At 57.0% G+C, this 13675-nt stretch carries 12 protein-coding genes; 6 read left to right on the top strand and 6 right to left on the bottom strand.

All coding sequences use genetic code 11. From position 1 onward, the window contains the following. The first annotated feature begins 1 nt into the window (after window position 1). Window positions 2–517, top strand: coding sequence for a hypothetical protein (locus M9920_00585; GenBank protein MCO5050789.1), 516 nt, complete (start codon window positions 2–4; stop codon window positions 515–517). 58 nt (window positions 518–575) lie between these two features. Here M9920_00585 and M9920_00580 read toward each other — a convergent pair whose 3' ends face one another. Both M9920_00580 and M9920_00575 read right to left on the bottom strand, forming a co-directional pair. Then, window positions 576–926: a hypothetical protein gene (locus M9920_00580; GenBank protein ID MCO5050788.1), complete on the bottom strand. Its 351-nt coding sequence runs from the start codon at window positions 924–926 to the stop codon at window positions 576–578. 24 nt (window positions 927–950) lie between these two features. Beyond that, window positions 951–3959 carry a relaxase domain-containing protein gene (locus M9920_00575; protein ID MCO5050787.1) on the bottom strand — a complete coding sequence of 1003 codons (3009 nt, stop codon included), beginning with the start codon at window positions 3957–3959 and terminating at the stop codon, window positions 951–953. Window positions 3960–4419: 460 nt separating this feature from the next. Here M9920_00575 and M9920_00570 point away from each other — a divergent pair, with 460 nt between their 5' ends. The 5 genes from M9920_00570 to M9920_00550 all read left to right on the top strand — a co-directional run bounded on the left by M9920_00570 (window position 4420) and on the right by M9920_00550 (window position 9747). Further along, window positions 4420–4818, top strand: a complete 399-nt coding sequence (locus tag M9920_00570; protein MCO5050786.1) for a hypothetical protein — start codon at window positions 4420–4422, stop codon at window positions 4816–4818. Window positions 4819–5730: 912 nt separating this feature from the next. Continuing rightward, window positions 5731–5940: a helix-turn-helix domain-containing protein gene (locus tag M9920_00565; GenBank protein ID MCO5050785.1), complete on the top strand. Its 210-nt coding sequence runs from the start codon at window positions 5731–5733 to the stop codon at window positions 5938–5940. A gap of 7 nt (window positions 5941–5947) precedes the next feature. After that, on the top strand, window positions 5948–6532 hold the full coding sequence (locus M9920_00560) for a hypothetical protein (protein ID MCO5050784.1): 585 nt from the start codon (window positions 5948–5950) through the stop codon (window positions 6530–6532). A gap of 778 nt (window positions 6533–7310) precedes the next feature. After that, a complete protein-coding gene (locus M9920_00555; GenBank protein MCO5050783.1) occupies window positions 7311–8549 on the top strand; it encodes a 4-hydroxy-3-methylbut-2-enyl diphosphate reductase in 1239 nt (412 codons plus the stop codon). Between the two features lie 31 nt (window positions 8550–8580). Next, window positions 8581–9747: a deoxyguanosinetriphosphate triphosphohydrolase gene (locus M9920_00550; GenBank protein MCO5050782.1), complete on the top strand. Its 1167-nt coding sequence runs from the start codon at window positions 8581–8583 to the stop codon at window positions 9745–9747. An 11-nt stretch (window positions 9748–9758) separates the two neighbouring features. Here the strand turns inward: M9920_00550 and M9920_00545 are convergent, their stop codons facing one another. The 4 genes from M9920_00545 to M9920_00530 are packed head-to-tail and all read right to left on the bottom strand — an operon-like array spanning window position 9759 to window position 13389. Then, window positions 9759–10691, bottom strand: coding sequence for a hypothetical protein (locus M9920_00545; protein ID MCO5050781.1), 933 nt, complete (start codon window positions 10689–10691; stop codon window positions 9759–9761). Between the two features lie 11 nt (window positions 10692–10702). Next, window positions 10703–11251 carry a hypothetical protein gene (locus M9920_00540; GenBank protein MCO5050780.1) on the bottom strand — a complete coding sequence of 183 codons (549 nt, stop codon included), beginning with the start codon at window positions 11249–11251 and terminating at the stop codon, window positions 10703–10705. 14 nt (window positions 11252–11265) lie between these two features. Further along, window positions 11266–12798, bottom strand: coding sequence for an SPFH domain-containing protein (locus M9920_00535; protein ID MCO5050779.1), 1533 nt, complete (start codon window positions 12796–12798; stop codon window positions 11266–11268). A gap of 36 nt (window positions 12799–12834) precedes the next feature. Beyond that, window positions 12835–13389, bottom strand: a complete 555-nt coding sequence (locus tag M9920_00530) for an NfeD family protein (GenBank protein ID MCO5050778.1) — start codon at window positions 13387–13389, stop codon at window positions 12835–12837. Between the last annotated feature and the right edge of the window lie 286 nt (window positions 13390–13675).

Raw genomic sequence — 13675 nt, 5'->3', positions numbered from 1 at the left:
CATGAACAAATTACTCGCTTTGTTGTTGGTTTCCTGTGCCATGCAACTACCGCTGTTTGCCCAAGGCACTATCTCATTCACGATTAACTATCCCGCATTCCCCGGCGGCTCATTTGGAAGCGCGGAGCTTTTGGGCAGTTCATTTACAGCTCAAACCACTCCGTGGAATTTTGCTCCTGATTACGGGCGCATCGTCGAGATGGCTGAAGATGGCTCAACGACGCCAATGTTTCAGTTCTCCAGCCTCCTTGCTGGCACATATCCGCCATCGCCAGTTTTTCCGGGCAGTGGAGGGACATTTTATTATTACTTCGAGACGTGGAACTTGACCCCACCTCAAACGGAGAATTTGTTGGCGGGGCATTGGTACATGGAAATCGCTTTTGGTTCGAGCACGCTTTTAGGTCAGATTAACCAAGTGCCAGAGCCGACGGCTGCCGCGCTATTCGTCTTGGGCGCCACGATTATTATAGATTGTTGCCGCCGAAGATTGCTGCGATGCGAAGCGCATCGTTAACAAGAAACGAACAAGGAACGAAGAGTTGAAGCGCAGGTTTTCGTGCGTTTGGTCACAGTCATGTTTTCTCAATCGGCGTGATAGTGATAGATGCAACATAGGGCTTGGTGGGGTCGAGTTCGCCATAGCGTTTGGGTGCCGCACTGACAGCCGCCAGTTCATTGTCGCGCAGGGCATCGGCGAGGCGACCGAGCCGCCAGCCTGAAATGGTCACGTCGGCAGTCGAGAAGGCCAGGATCAATTTCTCCGGCGGCGTGTCTGGAGAATCTTCGGCGTCCGGGTTTTCTTCCAACGTGTATTCGATCAGGTGATTGCAGTGAAAGCCCCGGCGTTGTTTGCCAATGCGGAACTCGATGCAGAAGCAGTGCTTCTCGGTAATTTGATAACCGTCGTCTTTGAGTGAGGACATAAATGAGTCGAGCTTGCGTTAAAGTTAAATCCCGATGCCGCGCGAATGCTTTGGTGTTTCTGGCGCGGGGTCTTGAGCGCGTTTGCGGCGGGTGGCGGCTCGCTGTTCCAGAGCTTCGCGAACCGTGAGCGGTTTCGTGATCTCGATAATTCTTTCTTCCGGCTTCACCGACTCCGTTGGTTTGACAGTTTCGGCTTGCTCGATTTTCGCGGCGACGGTTTCAGTTTGCGGGGTGGGGCGGAACACATCGCCGAACCAGCGGCGGACATCTTCAAGAAAGTTGGTCATTCGTTGCACGGGCGACAGGCGGGTGTGTCGCATCGGGCGCGTTCCTCGCGTGGGACGGTGCTGGCGCACGGCCACCATTGGCAGCACGGCTTTTCCTTCCGGCACTTCTTTCCGAATGAAGCCAAGCTTCGCCAGTTCGTCGCGGAGCGGTTGTAATTCAATGGCGGCTTTGCGCTCGTGTGTGTCCGTGACGCGGCTAGCGAGCAGTTCGGCATCATCGGTAAAGACGTGAACACGTTCGCGTCCACGCGAGATGGAAACGTAAAATTGTTCGCGGTTGACGGCAGGAAAGGATTTCGACGAAGCGACCAGCAGCACGTCATCCACGGTCTTGCCTTGCGACGAGTGCGACGTGACGGCGTAGCCGTGGGTGAAGGTCTTGTATTCGACGGGAAGAATCCGACCATCCGTGAGCGTGATGCGTCCGTCTTGAATTCCCCGGACTTGAACGCGCTGGCCATTGATGAAGTCCCAGCCATGATTGGCTTGGAGTAGCAGCCAGTCGCCAGTGGCAACTTTCAACTCCCGTGCTTCGCCTACATCAAACGAGGCGGGGGAGTTCGCCGGAATGAAATCCACTTCCTGACCATTGGCGCGGCGCACGCGAAGCGTATTGTGTCCAGCCCCCGGCTGGTCAAGCACGGCTTGGACTTCCACAGTTTCACCCCGGTCAAACTTTTTGAGACGGCGAACGAAACGCAATCGCTGGCCCGCCTCGTACTGGTTCAGGTCTTTCTTTTGTGCTTCCGTCCACGAGAACGAATCGAACACCGTGACGGGTTCGTCTTGCAGACCGACCACGCCCTGAGCTTTCAATGCATCGCGTACTTTCTCGGTGACAGCTTCGATTTCAGTCCATGTCGGCGAAACCAACAGCGCGGTCTTGCCCTCTTTCGTGGCCGACACGTAAGCATCAGCAGCGCGTTGATAAAGCTGTCCATCGTCAGTCGCGGTTTCCGTCACCGCACCAAGTTCGAGCAGCTTGGCAAACGCCTTGTCGGATTGTTTGGCGGCGGCGAGCTCGACAATCTTCCGAAACACTTCGGGCTTCTGACGGCGAATGGTGGTCAGTTCGCTGAAGCGGTAATCCGAATACTGTTCGAGAATGCGAAGCGCATCGCCACGGGCAACGGAAGCGTGCTGGCCGGTGTCACCAGAGAACACCACCCGGCTGCCGGAGTCGCGGACGAGATTGAACAACGCAGCCATGTCATTCAGCCCGACCGCCCCGGCTTCATCCAAGACCACGACCGAAGATGGAGACAACCGGTGTTGCGCCTGTGGATCGGAAAGCAACTTTGCCAACGTGACCGCTTCCAGCTTGTCCTTTTTCCGAAGCACATCCACAGCGGAAGCCGTCGGCGCGCAGAAGACCGGGTGAAAGCCTTCGTTGTGGAGCACGCGCGACAGTTCCACCAAGGCCGTACTCTTGCCGGAACCGGCCAGCCCGCGAAAGCCGGTGAACTTGTCGGCACTGGTGAGTACGTGCATCAGAGCCTTGCGTTGATCCGCCCCAAGATGTTCAGGAGCTTGGTAACGACGGGCAAACGGCGCGGCAGCGTCAATGCCGGCATTGACCGCATGAATCAGGGAGAGTTCCTTTTCCAAAATCTCCCGCGTGGAAAACTCTGCGCCCACCCGGACTAGGTTCGGCTTGCCTTTCAATTCTGCTTTGAGGTCTTTGAGTTCCACGAAGCCGCGACCTTTGATCAAAGCCGCTTCCAAAATCTTGTGCTGCGGCACGACGGAGTTGCGTTCAAAGACGTGCTCCACACCGTGCTCGACGGCTTGCCACGACCAGACCCGGTTGGGAAACTCCTTGGGTTTTCCGTCCGCACCCTCAACCACGCTGCGGAGACTGCGCTTGTCAAAGAAGCCAAGTTCACCAAGTTGAGCCGCGCGAACCTCGGTCTCGGATGCGCCTTTCAGTTTCTTGGGCCGGGACTGGTGGACGATGTGGGCAATCTCCTGTTTCGTCAGCTTGCGCTTGAGCTTGGCTTCCTGACGTTTGACGGCCATGTCCCGTTGCTGCGACCGTTTCGAGAACCGTTCAATCAACTTCTGGTCAACGCCCTCGATTGCAAAACCGTTCACGGCCTTGCGTGTTACGTAACCAATTTGATGCAGACGCTTGGCAAGTTCATTGCGATAGACTTCCGTGGCGTAGTTGATGGCCCCGAACATTCCGCCGGTCTGCAATGCCTTCCAACGCTTCTCCGCGTTGTCCCAGGTCGAATTGAACAGAACAAAATGCGTGTGCAACTGCGGGTCGAGTGCGCGGGAAGTGGTATGCAGAAACGCCGCACCGACCACGTTGCTCGTAGTCCGGTCCCGCTCCTGAATCCCATCCTTGCGAATCCTCGTGGCCGCGAATTGCTCCAGTTCCCGAATCGCCACTGTTGAAGCTTCCTTGTGCGCGTCAACAATCCGCCGGTCGTTCATCGTGACGGCCAGAATCGAAACGGACTTCGGTGGTGAGCAAACGAAGTCGAAGAATATCCGGCGGTCTTTGAAATTCTGCGGTGTCAGTTGCTCGCCAGTCTCCGGGTTTCGATTGTCGCAGAGTTGCAAGAACGCATCACGGGTAACAATCCCGCCCGGCTTCAATCCCAATTTCTCCGCACCCGCCCCAATCCAATGCCCGTGTTCCGTCTCCTGCTGGGTGTAATAATCGTTGTGGGAAAGGTGCTCGTCGAAATACGTCTCTGCCGCCGCCCGATTCTTCTGTGGAATCCCCGAAAACATGCGTTCAAAAAAATTCTGCCTTCAAGCACTAGCACAACTCCATCGCTTGTGCTAGTGATAGTCCCGAGACAAGGACGCAAGTCCTGCGATTCTCTCCAAACCCATCATGGGGCGGACAACATTGTCCGTTATACGCATCCTAAGCGTTCCTCACATTTGAGGCTTACATGGCGAACGTGCGTTACAACCGTGACGGCGTGATGACCCAACACATGGCGAAAGCTTGTTGCCGGTAGCAACGGCTTGATGACCCGCTGAGAACTCCCGATATGTGAGTTTTCTGCCATGACACTTACCCCGCCTTGAGGCCGGGCAACGTGACGTTGCATCCGAATGCGCTGGCGCGCTCGTTGTCGGCTCATCAATCGCTCGACAGCGAATCGGATGGAAACCAGACGGAAATCGTCTGACCACCGGACGGAAGCCGGAGGGACACAGACAAAATGAAAAAGAGAATCGCATGAGTGCACGCATTGATTACGGCCAGGTGGCCGAAAGACTGGATTACCCGACCGTAGAAAAGAAGCTCAAGCAGTTGGCCGAGCGTAAGCCGACCCGCAAGCGCAAGACCGCCGCCGATGTGTTGGAGCCGTTACGCGAACAATTGCTCACCCTGCATCGCAAAGGCTGGAGCAGCAGCCAACTGGTGAACGAATTGAAGGCCAGCGGAGTCCCGGTCAGTCCCGCGCGATTCCGCGAGTGTTTGAGTCGCTGGGCCAGCAATGGAAAATCACGCCCTAGCCGCCGGAAGGTATCCGGCAGTGTCACCGCCCAGCCGTCCGTACCCGCAAGCCAGGTTGCCCAAAGCAAGAGCGCATCGGCTGCCGGTCAACCGGGATTCAAATTAACGCAACCTTGAGCACATCCGCGCCACACCTATGAATGCTCATCGGCTGAAACTCGCTCGCAGACCCGCGCCGTCAGGCCGCGTGGCTCACTCCGCCTGCGTCCTGTCCGCGCGGGACTGCTCCGCTCGAAGGATAAAACCCGAATGGTTCGCTGTCCGTGGCTTCGCCGTGCCGGTGCGATATGCCCGGCCCGGCTCGCCACAGACAGCAGGAAATAATCGCATCCGCATCGCGTTCGTAAAAGAAACGAAATCCAAGCCACATCGTCCGCGCAATTTCCGCGCAACAGTCACGCGCCATCCGCGTAACGGTCGCAAGTCGCCGAGTTATTTCCACGGACTATCCGCATTCGCGAACTTTCCACGATCACTCCACGGTCACGGATTATCCGCAGTCTTTCCACAGTCAGGCACAGTTTCAATTCACGTTCCATCCGCGACCACGATTCAGCCACGATCTGTCCATTGCTTATCCCAAGAGCTTCCAAGGTCAGGCCAGTGGTTTCCACATCTGCAATACGTGCGATGCTTGAACTGTTTCGTTTCTATTCCAGTGTTTGAGTGGAGTTCACCACTTGCTCGCGTTGTTTGTGAGCGGGCATTTCGTCCGCCGGTTGCCGCGTGCCAATCGTTGTCCGTTCGTTGGGCGGTTCTTTTTGCTTTTAGGATGGCGTTGTTGGCTTCGGCGAAAGGGCGTCCGAACCTTTCTGGCGGCGTGGTGCTGTCGGTCGTCGCGGGCCTGCTCTTTAGGCACTCTGGCCGCCGTGCCGGGCTGCATTATGTTTCTTTCGCGCGTTCGTCTGGCATTCATCTGTCAGCCGTTGTCGGGGTGTGCCTGCTCTGCTTGTTACGCCAATGGCGAAGCGTTGAAACGGTTCAACGAGTGCCGACCATCGCTCAATCCGAATCCGAAAGGGAGTGATTATGGAAACCGTCCCCACCCCCGAACCGCCATCAACCGCGACACAGGAACGCCTCGCATATTCAGTTCAAGAAGCCGCCGATCTCCTGGGCGTCAACTATTTCAGCGTCTATCGCCTCATTCAACGCGGCAAACTCAAAGTCTGCCGGGCCCTGCGCGGCAAGTTACTCGTCCCGCGCTCCGAACTGCTCAAACTCTTGAAACCCGAATGATATTCACATGAACGACAATCCTTTCGCCCATCACCGCCCAACTCCGTTGGAAGACCAAGCCCATGTTGCAGCCATGCGACACTTCAAAAATGACATGAACCAGTTCGCGGCTAGTCGTGACGTGGTGAAACACCTCGAACGCAATTTGCCAGCTACGGCTTTGGCCGTCCGCACCGCTTCGCAACGACCACCGCAGGGAAGTCCGATCCTGACCGACGACGGCACGCACTGGCATAGGAGCGTTGACCTTTTCGACAACACCAGTGCTTGCCATCGTCCGATCCCCGCCGGTATGGAATACGCCGTCGTGGAACATTTCCCGGCTAGCGGCAGAAATGCAATCTGGAGCCGGGGACACGATGCAGCAGAAGTCCTAACAGCGTTTGCGTACGATCAGCGCCAGGTATTACAGACTTGGACGAAGGACATGAGCGCACAGGTCAAAGAGTTCCTTGCCGAGAAATATCCCGACCATGACATGGCCCGCGTCGCAGAGAGCTTCATGGCCAAATTCGCCACGCGAGATGTTTCCCAACGACAGGAGATCACCAACAGCCACGAACAAAAACACAATCGCGGAATCGGAATCTGAAGGTGAGCCGAGAGGCATTCACAACGGCCAAACGATGGAGGCTTTGCCGCCACTCTTTCTGCCGCCGCTGACCATCCCCTTTGATTTGCCGCAAGCTGGACAGTTTCTTTCGCCGCCGTGGATTTGTTCACTGACGATGAATACTTTGCCGCACTCAGGGCACGTCACTGCAATGTTGTTGCCTTCCCAATCTTCGGATTGAGCGGCTGGATTTACATCTCGCGTGTTCACAAAATGGGAAAAGTTCTATACTGCTTTTCTATACTATGTGACGTTTTTGGAGCCAAAAGCAGCTAACCGCAGCAAGCGTCAAAAGTGAATAAAACCCTTGTATTCATTGGAGAAATCAGCGATTGCAAACGATGGCTAAAAGTAGCAAAAACTGCGTTTTACAATTTCGAGTCAGGTGCCTTTAACCACTCAGCCACCCTTCCCGCCGTTGTTTGTTCGTTGACCGGATCCGTTAAGTTCCCGTCGCGGGGTATTTTGCCCGGAATCGGATGAGCAGCAAGCTGTTTTGACAGCCGCTTGAAATTCCTGCCGAAATTTTTTGAAACGCTCGTAAACGGACCGATCGCAATCTCATTTTGCCTGACTGACATCGGGTCAGACCGCGCTCGTTCGATACTGCTTTTCTATACTTTATGCCGGTTTTAGAGCCAAAGCCCACCAACCCCAGCGAAAGTCAAAAATGAGCCTCGCGCCTGCCGCCGCGCTGGCGAAGGGCCGTTGGGTTTCTACTCGACGTTTGATGAACTGAAGCTAAACTTATTTTGTTATGTCAACGCCCGCGCCCATCGCGCCGCCCAAGAAAATCAATCTGCGTCGCCCGGACATCATGGAAGAGGTTCAGGCCAAGGTGCTCTCCCACTATCGCAGTCAGATCGTGGAAAAAATCCGCGCCAACGGCGGGGTGCTCGGAGCGGGCGATCTCACCATCAAATTGGCCAAGGAATTCGGTTTTTGCTACGGAGTCGAGCGCGCCATTGATCTGGCTTACGCGGCGAAAAAATATTTTTCCGATGTCGCGCCGGAGAAGCCCATCTATCTGCTGGGCGAAATCATCCACAACCCGGACGTGAATGATCAAATCCGTCACATGGGCATTCAGATTATTTCTCCCAAACCCACGGAGGCGGAGTTGGCGCGCATTCAGGCGGGCGATGCGGTGTTGATTCCGGCTTTTGGCACCGAGGTGGCCACGCGCAAGAAAATTGAGGAGAAGGGTTGCATCATTGTGGACACGACCTGCGGCGACGTGATGAGCGTGTGGAAGCGGGTGCGGCAGTATTCCAAGGACAACATTACGAGCATCATTCACGGCAAGGCCAAGCACGAAGAAACCAAGGCCACCACGTCGCAAGCGCGGGCCGGGGGGAACGGTCATTATCTGGTGGTGCTGAACCTCGCGGAAACGGATTACGTCTGCAATTACATCAAGAATGGCGGAGATAAGCAGGAGTTCCTGAACAAGTTTCAAGGCGCTTATTCCCAGGATTTTGATCCGGATCTGCATTTGCAGGCGGTCGGCGTGGCGAATCAAACCACCATGCTGCGCGGTGAAACCGAGGAGGTGCAGCGCCGGTTGCGGGACGCGATGATTGCCCGTTACGGCGCGGAGCATCTGGATCAACACTTCCGCTTTTTTGATACGATTTGCGGCGCCACGCAGGATCGCCAGGGCGCATTGGAAAAAATGCTGCACGAGAAGATGGATTTTCTGATCGTCATCGGCGGTTACAATTCCTCCAACACGTCGCATCTGGCGGAAATGGGGGAAGCCGTGCTGCCCACTTATTTCATCAAAAATGCGACCAAGATGATTTCCGCGGAAAAGATTTCGCATTACGACCAGCATCAGAAGAAAGAGGTCGAGACGTTGAACTGGCTTCCGTTGGGGCGCATCACGGTGGGTATCACCGCCGGCGCGAGTTGTCCGAACAATTTGATCGAAGACACGATCCGGCGGTTGTTTGAACTGCGCAACATTCCGCTGCCCATTTCCGTGGCGAATTAAGTCAGCGCCCTTCACCGCACTACCTCGTCCCATGCCGCGCACGCGCCAGGAGTTGGAACAGCTCGAACGTCAAACCCTCGCGGCTTACGCGCAGATGAGTGGGGATTCGCGGGGGCGCAAATACCGGGAAGCCGCCTCGTCCTGGCGGACGGAATATCAACGCGACCGCGACCGCGTCATTCATTCGCGCGCTTTCCGTCGGTTGGAGTACAAAACGCAGGTGTTTCTCAACGGCACGGGCGACCATTTGCGCACACGGCTCACGCACACGATCGAAGTGGCGGCCATTGCGCGCGGCATTGCGCGGGCCTTGCGGCTCAACGAAGACCTCACCGAAACCATCGCCCTGGCGCACGATCTGGGACATTCACCGTTCGGGCATCGTGGGGAGCAAGTGTTGGATCGGCTGATGAAAGGACACGGCGGCTTCGAGCATAACCGGCAAAGCCTGCGTGTGGTTGAAGCGCTGGAGCAGAAGTACGCCAATTTTTCGGGACTGAATCTCACCTGGGAAGTTCGCGAGGGCTTGGTCAAACATTTCACCGCTTACGATCATCCGAGCCAACGCAAAGGTTTCGCGGCGCGTCATTCGTCGTTGGAAGCCCAGGTCGCCAATCTGGCCGATGAGATTACTTACTACAGCCACGATCTGGATGATGGTCTGGATGCGGGCTTGCTTTCGGAAGCGGAATTGAATCGTCACGTGGCGGTTTGGAATGAAACCGCGCGGCAGGTGCGAAAAGAGCAGGGGAGTCTCTCCGGGGAACAACGGCGCCACGCCATCATCCGCGCGCTGATTGATGCGCAAGTGCGGGACGTGGTGACGACTTCGGAAAAGCTGATCGCCGCCGCCGGAGTGCAAAGCGCGGACGACGTTCGCTTATATCGAACCGCGCTGGTGCAGTATAGTCCGGCGCGCCGGCGCCAAAACCAGGAGATGCGAAAATTCCTTTACCGCCACCTCTACTTCAGCCAGCGGGTGGATGAGGCCAACACCCGGGCGGTGCGGATGTTGGAGGCGGTTTTCAATTTCTATCTGCGGCATCCAAAGGAAATCGGCGAGCAATCGCGCCGGCGCATCCGGCGGGAGGGCTTGCACCGGGCGGTTTGTGATTATGTCGCCGGCATGACGGATCGCTACATCATGCACGAATACCAGCGGCACTTCGGACTGAACTACCTCGGCTCTTTGGCGTAGCGGGTGGCGCCTTATTTGAGGCGGAAAAATTTGGACTTGGGCGCTTGGATGCGCGGCGGAATCTTGGGCGGCAGGGGAATGGGTTTCGGCCCCGCTTGCGCGGGCGGTTGCGGCGGTTGCGCCAAAACAACTTTCGCGGCCGCGACCAGCTTGGCGGCGGCAGCGGCGACGGGCGTGGTGGGTTGCGCGGTGTTCGGGGTTGCTGTGGATTCCGTCGGGGTTGACCGCGTTTCGATTTTGTCGCTCAACCAATCTCCAGCTGATGCGACGAATTCGCCGATCTTGGTCTCGGGAAATTTCATTTCGCCGAACCGAAACTCGGCCAGCGATTTGAGTTTATCCACGGTTTCGCCGGTCGAGCGCAGCATCTCGCTCCCTGTCGCGTCCGGCGCGGTCCAATTCTGATAGCCGTTGACCAACCACTCGAGACGTCCGGTGGCAGTATCCAGCAACAGACCGTGAACGGGAATTTGCGGACCGATAAGATGACTGCTCCGAACGACCTCGCACGCCTTGATCACATTTTGGCGTTCACTGCTGAAGACGTTGAAAAATTCGTTGACGTTGTCCGGCAATAATTGGCGTTGCACTCCCAGCGACTTGAGTCGTTCCAGCAGTTGCATCGTGCTGGTGCGGCAGATTTGGCAATCGGTGTGGCCGATGACACAGATTTCCCTGGCCCCTTTGACCGCGCAAGCCAGCGCCAGGGAGCGAACCGTGCTGCTGGTGGGATGAGTCACGACGTTGCCGGCATTGCGCAACCAGATGAACCACTCCTCCGGGATGCCGAGCACTTCTGGAAGGAGCGGATTCAGTCGCGCGTCAAAACACGTCAACGCCGCGACCGGCAGCGCGTCCGCGAAGTCCGCCGGGCGCAAACCGGCGTTGGCGTCGCCGGCGGCGGCTTGGTGATTCGCGGCGATGATGGCTTCAAAGAGGCGCATGGATAAATGAGCTAAAACAAGGCGCGAACGTCTTTGGCCCAACGCACCGTGACGCGGTAGTTGGAATAGTCGGCTCCCGGTCGCGCCGCCCGACCTTCGATTTTGAAAGTACTGCCTCCATGCGGCAAGACCACCACGCCGCGGAAACCCTCGGCATTCACCGTGATGGCATCAAACGGCTTGCCGGCCGAATCAAGAAATTGCGCTTCCACGCCCACATCTTTCCAACTCACCGCACTGGCATTGGTCAACGTTCCGACCACAGTCACGTAAGTATTGGTGCCGGACGGTCGCTGGCTTACTTGGGATTCGACGATTACAATGTCATCCCGGTACGTGGCAAAATCATCCTTGTCCCCAAAGACCCGTTCAAAAAACACTCCCATACCAACCATGACGAGGATCCAAAACGCGGCCATTAGCAACGCTGTGGTTCGGGGATCCGTCCAAGACCACCGCTTTTGCCAGGAACGACAATGCGGACAAACCACTGCCGCCGCCTTGATGGTTTCCGCACAGAGTTTGCAGACTCTGGTTTCAGTTTGATTGGTGTCGGCCATAACCTGGCTCCCAATCATTCACCTTTCGCCGCGTCATCCTTCCCCATCGCCTTTTTCAGCGCGGGAACTTGTTCGAGCAACTTCTCAAATTTCACGCCGGTCAAACTCTCCAGCACCGGCGGCAGTTGCGCGATGATCTGCGTCACGTCGCCGGTGAGTTTGCTCGCGCCGCCGCCCGGGCCGTTGCCCGAATTGATGATCACCATCTTCTCCGTCTTGGAAAGCGGCTCGGCGATCTTGGCCGCGATTTCCGGCATGACCTTGACGAGCAGTTCGATGACGGCGGCTTCGTTGTATTTCTGGAATGCTTCGGCTTTGAGTCGCGTGGCTTCGGCGGTCGCTTTGCCTTGCGCCTCGATGATGGCGGCTTCCGCCAGACCTTTGGCTTTGTTCGCCTCGGCCTCGGCCAGACCGGTGGCTTTTTGCACGTCCGCGCTGGCGAAACCTTCAGCTTTGGCAGCGGCGGCGGTACCGGCGGCTTCCGTCTCCAACTGGAACTTGCGGGCGTTGGCCAGCGTTTCGACCTTGTAACGTTCCGCATCCGCCGGTTTTTGCACGGTGGCTTCCAACTCGCGTTGTTTGCGCAGAATTTCCTGTTGTTGCAGTTCGATCTGTTTCTGCTTCTCGATGATATTAACCTGAACTTCCTCGGCCTTGACGAGCTGACCGGTTTTGTATTTCTGCAAGTCGTACGCGAGATCGGCCTCGGCCTTTCGGGTGTTCACCGTGGCTTGGTATTGCGCGACGTTGGTCTGATAATCGCGTTGCGCCTCGGCGATTTTGGTGTCGGCCACGAACTTGGCTTCCTGACCAGCTTGCTGCGCTTGTGAAGATTTGATCATCGCATCGCGGTCGGCTTCCGCCTGCGCGATTTGCGCGTCGCGCTTGACCTGGGCGATGCGCGGTTTACCGAGGGCGTCGAGATAACCTTGCGTATCGCGAATGTCCTTGATGGTGAAGCTGACGATTTGCAGGCCCATGTTGGCCATGTCGCCGGCGGCCACTTCCTGCACCTTGGTCGCAAAGGCGTCGCGGTTTTGGTAAATCTCCTCGACGGTGAGCGTGCCGAGAATGGCGCGCAAATGACCTTCCATCGTCTGCGTGGCGATGTTCCGAATCTCATCGGTGCCCTTGCTCAGGAATTGTTCCGCCGCCGTGCCGATGGAAATATCGTCACCCTTGACCTTGATTTGCGCCACGCCATCCACGCGGACGGGCACGCCTTTGCTCGTATAGACTTCCGGCGTTTGCACGTCAATGGTGAGCAATTCGAGCGACAACACATCCACTTTTTCCACCACCGGCCAGACGAAGACGCCGCCGCCCTTGACCACGCGGAAGCCGATGTCGCGGACGCTGCCATCCGGATCCACAATCCGGTGTTTGCGTCCCGAGATGACCAGCACCTGGTTGGGGCCGACCTTGGTATAACGGCTGGCCCAGATGCCGGCGGTGATGAAGAAAACAATCGCGATGACGCCAACGCTGAAGATGATGGTCATCAAAGGCAGGTCGCCGAACGCGGCCAAATAGGGAGTGGGATTCATGATCAGATTCAATTTTTAGGTTGGGGATTCACTACATTAACTGGTGGTTTCAACGTAAAACTGCGTGCCGACGATGCGGGTGATTTTTACGGGGCGACCGGAGGGAATTGGTGAGCCGTCCTCCGTGCGCGCCGGGGCGGTGTAACGCGCGCCGCCCTGCACATAAGCGATTTCTCCCACCCCGTTCTTCGGAATGGGAGTGATGATTGCAGCCACCTGTCCGACCAAAGTGCCCACGCGCGATTCACTGGAACTTTGGGTCTTCTTGAACATCGCATTGAAGAGCCAGAAGCCGAACATGGCCACAATGCCGCCGCCCGTCAGCGCCAGCGGCGCGCTCAACCAGGGACTTTGCGTCGGCCCGATTTTGCTGAAGATCATGCCAAACGCGCCAAAGGCCGTGACGAAAATGCTCAGCACCGTCGGGCTGAAAAAGGAAATGCCGGGGACGCCGCTCGAATCAAAGCCCGCCTCAGCGGCGCCGCCCGTGCCAATATCGGGCGCGTCGTGTCCGCCAAAAAAATGACTGGCGATGGCGCTGATGAAGGTGAACAGCAGCCCTACGGTCAGACAGATTACGTAAACAATCATAAGTCCCGCCTCGGTTTTGGTTGCCGACTAAGTAAACGGGCTGGCGCATCGGCAGGCAAGCTCGAAACCTGCGGAATCATGCCGACGCCACCCGAAGTTTCGTCGGCGTGACCCGGTCGTTCCGATCGGTGTTTCTTCATGCCGATAGTGAACGCGGTCTGGCGAAGGAACGCGACTACAACTTTTCCGCTCGTTTGGAATTTATCGCCGCCGCTCGTGGCGCGGAAATCCGGTTCGTGGGGAATGGCGGTGGCGCATTGGCGGCGGACCGGGATGCCCAATTTTG

The sequence above is a fragment of the Verrucomicrobiia bacterium genome (genome assembly GCA_023953615.1).
GTDB lineage: Bacteria > Verrucomicrobiota > Verrucomicrobiia > Limisphaerales > JADLHS01 > JADLHS01.
The sequence above is the reverse complement of the archived record's forward strand: the minus strand, read 5'-3'. Positions and strand labels throughout refer to the sequence as shown.

Bases quoted from the DNA above. Each gene is read 5' to 3' on its own strand.
- M9920_00530 (MCO5050778.1), bottom strand. From the start codon at position 13,389: ATGATTGTTTACGTAATCTGTCTGACCGTAGGGCTGCTGTTCACCTTC.
- M9920_00535 (MCO5050779.1), bottom strand. From the start codon at position 12,798: ATGAATCCCACTCCCTATTTGGCCGCGTTCGGCGACCTGCCTTTGATG.
- M9920_00540 (MCO5050780.1), bottom strand. From the start codon at position 11,251: ATGGCCGACACCAATCAAACTGAAACCAGAGTCTGCAAACTCTGTGCG.
- M9920_00560 (MCO5050784.1), top strand. From the start codon at position 5,948: ATGAACGACAATCCTTTCGCCCATCACCGCCCAACTCCGTTGGAAGAC.
- M9920_00565 (MCO5050785.1), top strand. From the start codon at position 5,731: ATGGAAACCGTCCCCACCCCCGAACCGCCATCAACCGCGACACAGGAA.
- M9920_00555 (MCO5050783.1), top strand. From the start codon at position 7,311: ATGTCAACGCCCGCGCCCATCGCGCCGCCCAAGAAAATCAATCTGCGT.
- M9920_00550 (MCO5050782.1), top strand. From the start codon at position 8,581: ATGCCGCGCACGCGCCAGGAGTTGGAACAGCTCGAACGTCAAACCCTC.
- M9920_00580 (MCO5050788.1), bottom strand. From the start codon at position 926: ATGTCCTCACTCAAAGACGACGGTTATCAAATTACCGAGAAGCACTGC.
- M9920_00585 (MCO5050789.1), top strand. From the start codon at position 2: ATGAACAAATTACTCGCTTTGTTGTTGGTTTCCTGTGCCATGCAACTA.
- M9920_00570 (MCO5050786.1), top strand. From the start codon at position 4,420: ATGAGTGCACGCATTGATTACGGCCAGGTGGCCGAAAGACTGGATTAC.
- M9920_00545 (MCO5050781.1), bottom strand. From the start codon at position 10,691: ATGCGCCTCTTTGAAGCCATCATCGCCGCGAATCACCAAGCCGCCGCC.
- M9920_00575 (MCO5050787.1), bottom strand. From the start codon at position 3,959: ATGTTTTCGGGGATTCCACAGAAGAATCGGGCGGCGGCAGAGACGTAT.